Origin of the sequence: Kitasatospora sp. MBT66, assembly GCF_000710405.2 — a bacterium.
GTDB lineage: Bacteria > Actinomycetota > Actinomycetes > Streptomycetales > Streptomycetaceae > Kitasatospora > Kitasatospora purpeofusca.
The window spans coordinates 6,418-12,433 of record NZ_JAIY01000028.1; the positions used below are offsets into that span (position 1 = coordinate 6,418).

Annotated in this window: 8 protein-coding genes and 1 pseudogene; all 9 read right to left on the reverse strand. The window is 71.0% G+C overall.

Translation table 11 applies throughout. The features are described from left to right. Nucleotides 1-418 (reverse strand): annotated as a pseudogene (locus BI06_RS52180) (hypothetical protein); the annotation flags it as partial. A 196-nt stretch (nt 419-614) separates the two neighbouring features. Beyond that, nucleotides 615-1,043 carry a hypothetical protein gene (locus BI06_RS45145; protein ID WP_158516559.1) on the reverse strand — a complete coding sequence of 143 codons (429 nt, stop codon included), beginning with the start codon at nt 1,041-1,043 and terminating at the stop codon, nt 615-617. Further along, complete coding sequence (locus tag BI06_RS45150; protein WP_043479043.1) at nt 1,040-1,327, reverse strand: DUF5403 family protein; 288 nt, start codon at nt 1,325-1,327, stop codon at nt 1,040-1,042. Before BI06_RS45150 ends, BI06_RS45145 begins: the two co-directional genes overlap by 4 nt. Further along, nucleotides 1,308-1,691, reverse strand: a complete 384-nt coding sequence (locus tag BI06_RS45155; protein WP_043479046.1) for a hypothetical protein — start codon at nt 1,689-1,691, stop codon at nt 1,308-1,310. The genes BI06_RS45150 and BI06_RS45155 overlap by 20 nt, the downstream gene beginning before the upstream one ends. After that, nucleotides 1,688-2,125: a hypothetical protein gene (locus BI06_RS45160; protein WP_051743088.1), complete on the reverse strand. Its 438-nt coding sequence runs from the start codon at nt 2,123-2,125 to the stop codon at nt 1,688-1,690. Before BI06_RS45160 ends, BI06_RS45155 begins: the two co-directional genes overlap by 4 nt. Continuing rightward, nucleotides 2,122-3,147 carry a P22 phage major capsid protein family protein gene (locus BI06_RS45165; RefSeq protein WP_082559116.1) on the reverse strand — a complete coding sequence of 342 codons (1,026 nt, stop codon included), beginning with the start codon at nt 3,145-3,147 and terminating at the stop codon, nt 2,122-2,124. Before BI06_RS45165 ends, BI06_RS45160 begins: the two co-directional genes overlap by 4 nt. A gap of 76 nt (nt 3,148-3,223) precedes the next feature. After that, nucleotides 3,224-3,718, reverse strand: coding sequence for a hypothetical protein (locus BI06_RS45170; protein ID WP_043479049.1), 495 nt, complete (start codon nt 3,716-3,718; stop codon nt 3,224-3,226). Between the two features lie 8 nt (nt 3,719-3,726). Next, nucleotides 3,727-4,587, reverse strand: a complete 861-nt coding sequence (locus tag BI06_RS45175) for a hypothetical protein (RefSeq protein ID WP_051743090.1) — start codon at nt 4,585-4,587, stop codon at nt 3,727-3,729. After that, a partial coding sequence (locus BI06_RS45180; protein WP_206743658.1) for a phage portal protein occupies nt 4,547-6,016 on the reverse strand: 1,470 nt, incomplete at its 5' end. The genes BI06_RS45175 and BI06_RS45180, both read right to left, overlap by 41 nt.

The window sequence follows — 6,016 nt, forward strand, 5'->3', positions numbered from 1 at the left end:
GAGATGACTTCTTAAGGCCGGTGGCCAGGTCGAACACAGGGGTGACGGAGCCGAGCGGCGTCGACTGGTTGAGGGCCACGACGGTGGCCTTGACCGGCATCTCGCCGAGCGCGGACGGGTCCATGGTCACCGAGTCCGCCCCGATGATGCTGGTCTTCGGGTAGTGCCAGACCACGGCCTTCGAGCCGTCAACGGCCGCGACCATCAGCGCCCGGTTCTGCGCGGACGGGGCCGTCGGGATCGAGAACAGACCCTTGGCGTCCAGGCCCTTGTCGGTGCCGTAGTACAGCTTGTACGACTCGGCGGTGAAGTCGGACAGGTTGATCGTCACGGCGTAGGTCTTGCCGGGGTCGGTCGTCTTCAGGCTCTTGTTCTGCCAACTGCCCAGTACCTCGGGCTCGTCGCCGTCGACCGACATTTCGATCCCGTTGTCCAGGCTCGTGTTCCCGATCGACTTCCAAGTCAGGCCCTCGGGGCCCCACTTGGTGGAGTCCTTCGGGTCGAAGCCCTTGCTCAGGTCCGGCAGTGCGGTGCCGGGCGGGGCGACGTAGATGTATCCGGTGCCCGGTACCAGGACCGAGGGGTCGTCAGCGATGCTGCTTCCGTTCCGGCCCTCAGCGGGGCCTCGTAGTGATCATGTAGTTGCCCGAGAAGCGGAAGAAATCCGTCTGGGCCTCGGTCATCGGGTCGGTCGTCATGAACGGCCCCGTCGCCTCGCGGAAGCGGGAGAGGTGACCATCGGTGTTGCCCCACTGCTCGAAGGTCAGGCGGACCAGGCCGGCACGGGCCCGGCGGGCGAGCAGGGAGGCGTCGGCGCGGCTGGTGGCGTAGGTCTGGACGACGAACATGCCCTCGTCCACGAACCTCTTGTCCTTCATCACCCCGCCGACCTTGCGGGCGATCACCAGGCCGCCGGACTTGCGCAGCGAGAGCTGCCAGTCGGTGGGCAGGTAGACCGCGCAGCGGTGCTCCGGCAGGACGGTGCGCAGGGCTTCCAGGACGATGCGCTCTGAGTCGGGCATCAGGTAGGGCTCGCGGGTCACCACAGGGCGGCCTCCATCGCGTGGATGCCGTCCACGTACCTGTTCGCGCGGTGGTTGTAGCCGCCCCAGTTCTTGTGAGCGGAGAGCGGGTCCTCGTTGAGGATCGCGTAGCCCTTGGCGTGCCGCTTCACCTTCAGTCCGGCGATGAACTGGCCGGTGTCGATGTGCAGCGCGGCCTTCGCCACCACGCGGGCCTTGCGCTCCTCGGCCTCCAGCTTGAGGGCGCCCATGACGCCGGGGAGCCCGGCGATCACGGCGTCCAGGTCAGGACGGAGTTCCGCCACTCTGGCCACCCCCTTCCACGATCACGGTGACGAAGCGCATCCGGTCGGAAGCGCCGTGGTGGGAGCGGGGGGCGTCGACCACCGCCCAGTGCGTGCCGGGGTCGCCGTCGTCCTCGAAGGCGAGGGAGGACCACTTGTCGACCACGACGTCCGGCGGGAAGACGACCTTGCGGCGCACGGGCGGCGACCAGCCGACCTGAGCGCCCACGGGGGCGCGCCAGCCTGCGGCGTCGCCGACCGGGGCGACCCAGGCCGAGTAGGTGGTGCTCGGCCCGGGTGCCGGCCGACGGTCGCCGTAGCCGTCATCGACGTACCGGACGGTGTGGACGGTGACCCGGGTCCGGCCGCGTTCCAGCAGGCTCACACCGGCCCCCAGGAGTCTTCGGGGTCCGGGAAGGGGTAGCCGGTGCGAAGCCCCCGGGACAGCACGGAGCGCTGCCCCTGCACGGACTTCAGACCACCGCGGCCTGCCACCCGCTCGATCAGCGCGACCTCGCCCCGGGTCAGGGCCAGGCCGACCGGGGAGCCGTCCGCCATGCGGTAGGACACCTCTCCGGCCTGCTCCTGGACGTAGGACTCCGGGTTGCGGAACCTTCGGTCGGCGACGGCCAGGGCCAGGGTGCGGATCACCCGGGGGTGCCGCTCGGGCGTCCACGCGGGGTGGCCGGTGGCGGCGATGACCCAGAAGGCGTCTTCGATCGCGGCGGACGCCCGCGCCCAGTCCGGCGTACCCGGCTCAGGCGCGGGCCGACCGAGCCGGGCGAACAGCGCGTCGACCGTCAGCCCGGCACCGCTCACGCGGCGAGGACGAGCTTCGGCTCGCCGGTGAAGGTGACCTTCACACCGCGCACCTTGACCAGGTTGGCAGGCTTGGACCAGTCGGTCTCACCGCGCTTGAGGTCGGTGACCAGGGTCGCACCCCAGTAGGAGGAGAGGAAGGAACGCTCCATCGCGGCACCGGAGTTGTAGTCCTTGATCCAGCGCAGCGCGAAGCCGTCGGCGTTCTGCCGGCCGCCCTTGGCAGACTCCGGGACCGACGGTGCGCCGGAGACGAGCTGGATGGCGGAGCGGTGGAAGGCGTAGACGCCCAGCGGGTTGAGCTTGTCGTTGGTCGACTCGACCAGGCGGAAGCCGTGGATGCGCCCGAGGCTGGACTCCTTCAGGGCCGCGCCCCCGTCGGCGTGCTCGGACGCGGACAGCACGTTCGGCGAGTTCAGCAGGTAGAACGCGGCCTCGGAGCCGAGCACGACGGCGCGGCCCTCGGCGGGGACGTTCTCCCGGTTGAGCTGGACGCGCAGACGGGCGAGGGCCTTGCGGATCATCTGGCCGGCCGCCTCGTCGGAGGTGGCCTTGGTCAGGTCGACCGGGATCTTCGCGGAGGCGGCGACCTCGGGGAACTCGGTCATCGCGGTGGCGACCTTGTTCTCCAGGCGCTCGGTGATGGAGTCGACCTGCGGCACCATGACCTGCTCGCCGAAGCTCAGGAGGTCGAGCGAGAGTTCCGCGTCGGACAGGTCGACCGCGCTGTAGGCGTGGGTGTCGAGCTTGACGGTCAGCAGGCCCTCGTTCAGGTTCTCCGACTGAATCCAGGTGGAGGTGTCGTTGAACTTGCGCTTGGCGTCGATCGCCTCCTCCGCGCCCTTGAGGCGGCCGGGGCGGCGGATGTTGATGACCTGGCCGGTGGCGTTGACGAACTCGGACGCGGCGCGGCGGTCGAACATGCCCGCCAGGACCACGGAGTCCTTCAGGTTGGCGACGGCCTGAGCGACGAGCTTGTCCGGGTTCTGGAAGGCGTTGGCACGTGCGGGGTTGGTGCTGATAGCGCTGTTCCTCGGGGTGACGGCGGACCGCCCCGGGGCAGGGCGGTCTCAGGGGCGGTGGGAAGGAGTGGGCGGGTCAGATGCCGTAGCGGCGCTGGCGCAGCTTCTCGGCGAGGCCCTTGTACGGATCGGGCTCGGAGTGCGGGGTCAACCCGCCCGCGCCCAGCAGCGGCTTCGGCGCGGCGACGGCGGCCAGAGCCTCGGCGTGCTTGCGGACGGTGTCCTCGTCGCCGCCCTGGACCAGGGCGGCGAGGACCGGCGGCAGGGCGTACTCGGCGGCGATCCGGTCTCGAAGCCCCTGCTCCTGGAGCTGGGCGACCTGCGCACGCAGCTCGTCCGCCTCGACCCCGGCCTCGGTGGAGCGCTCGCGGGTGGCGTCCAGGTCGGCCTGCATCTTCTCGTAGAGCGCGCGGTAGTCCGGCTCCACCGGCTTCGGGGCGGTGCCCTCCTCGACCTGCGGTGCCGGGGCCGGGGCCTCGGTGGTGGCCGGCGGGGTGGCCGGGTTCACGACGCCGCCGGGGATCGCCTCGGCCGGGGTGGGGGTCTCGGGCGTCGGGGCCTGCTCGGTCAAGCTCTCTCCTAGGTCTTCGTGGTCGTGCGGTAGTGGGTGCGCCAGTCGGCCAGCGACCCGCCCCCGAAGTCGCGCCACATCCGGGCGAACTTGTCGTTGGCGGCGGGGAGTTGGTAGCGGCGGGAGAAGATGGGGACGGCCTGGCAGTGGCAGTGCGGGTGAGCACCGAACGCGGCGGTGCGCTTGGACTTGTAGACCGCGCCTCGGCCGGCCATCAGCGCGCAGAAGTAGCAGGGGTGCGCGTCGGTGGCGCGGTAGTAGCCGATCGCCCCAGGGTCGTCCTGGAGCGCGGTGTGGATCGCGTCCCGGCCGCCGTCCTGGACGAGCATCCCGCCCGCCCCGCTGCCGCCGGTCTTCAGCGACTCCAGGAACTCCTTCTCCCAGGCGATCAGCTCGGCGTCGTCCAGCGCGGCCGAGCCCTCCCGGGCCGGGCGCTCGCGCTCGTGCTTCTCGACCCGGTCGGCGACCTGGTGGCGGAACGTTTCTTCAGCCCTGCGGGCCTCGCGCTCCAGGTCTTCGGCGGGGAAGGGGTTGCGGGTGTCCACAGGCAGAGGCGTGTACGATCCGGAGCCGGTCCGCTTGCCCGTGGCACGGTTGAAGTCGGCCCACAGGGAGCCGAGCGAGGCACCCGTGCGGTAGCCGGGGCCGCCGATCACGCGGCCGGTCTCCAGCGCGCGCACCAGCCGGTAGAAGGCCACCGACAGCGCGTAGGAGGCCACCGCGGACTGCCGGATTGCGGCCCCGTAGGCGGTCTCCAGCTCGGTCAGCGAACCGGCGATCTCGCGGGCCTCGACGGCGGCCAGGGCCTCGGCCCAGCGGGCGGCGAACTCAGCGGCCAGCGCTTCCTGCGCGAGCTGGTACGCGGCCACCGCCCGCAGGATCTCGGCGGTTCTTGGAGTCCACACCACCGGCCGTCGCCTCCTTCTGCTGCTTCAGTGCCTCGGCTTCGGCGGCCTCCGCCTTGCGGGCGGCTTCCTCGGCGGCCTTGACCGCCTCGTCTATGTCGGCCTGGCTGAAGCCCGGCACCTTCCGCAGCGCGACGGAGAGCGGGACGCCCTGCTGCATGAGCTTGACCATCGCGTCGGCGGCCTGGGCCAGCGATCGGGTTGCCTTCTCGGCCCACTCGACCTGGCTCTCGTCCTGCTCGATCTCGCCCCGGCCGGCCACCAGGGCACACAGCCGGAACACCGACTCCCACGACTCGCCCAGCGAGTCCTGGAGGGTGGACAAGAACCGCTTGAACGAGGTCTCGGCGGCGGCCAAGGCGTCCGCGCTCAGGTTCACCAGGTTCGACCCTGCGAGGTAGTGCGGCGGCACGTCGGCCAGGCCCATGATCTCTTCGATGGTCTGACGGCGGGAGGCCAGCAGGTCACCGGTGGGCATGGTCGGGAGCTGCCCGAACCGGGCGTCCGAGTTGGGCGCCATCAGCAGCGTGGACGGGTCCAACGAGGGCACGTCGTAGACCGGTTCGCCGGTCTCCGGGTCGCGCACCGGGTCACCGGTCTCGGGGTCCAGGCGCTCGGAGGGGGCCAGGCCAGAGGCCCAGCGGATCGCGTGCGCGCCCCAGTGCTCGGTGAGCAGCAGGGACAGCGTCTGCTGGTTGAGACGGTCCTGCGGGATGATCAGCGGCTCGACCAGGCTCCGGCTGCGACCCCGAAGGTCCACCGCCGGAGAGAACCGCACCACCGGGCACACGCCCATGCCGTGCGGCTCGGAGGCCAGCACCGCGGACTCGGGCTCGGCGTCCAGGTCGACGGTGTACTTCGCCACGTCGTCCCACAGGAAGCCCACCGTGCGGTCCTCGTCCGGCTGCTGCTCGGGCACGTGCAGCGCGAACAGCGGGTGCTCATCCCACGCCGGATCGGCGTAGACGGCAACCGTGCTGATCGCGTCGTAGGCGCGGATCAGCGGCTCGCGGCGGCCCTTGCGCGGGTCGGGGGTGACCACGACGTACGCGGCCCCGCTGGTGAGCGCGGCGCGGTGGACGGCGTTCTGCCGCTCGTCCAGCCGGTTCTTCTGCCAGTACCGCCACTCGTAGGCGTTCTCACCGGAGCCGGGCTTGCGGAAGCCCTGCACCCGCAGAGCGTTCAACGGGGCCTCCACCGCGAGGGAGGAGACGTTGACGATGCTCCGCTTGACCAAGTCCTTGAACTCCGCGTTGGCCTTGGCCGGCATCCACGGCGCGCGGTGTGCGCCGCGCGCATAGCGGTCGACCAGGTTGAGCCGGTCGAAGTCGCGGTCGATCAGCGACTTCGCGTGGCGGGCACGCTTCACGACGGGGAGGGACATCAGAACCCT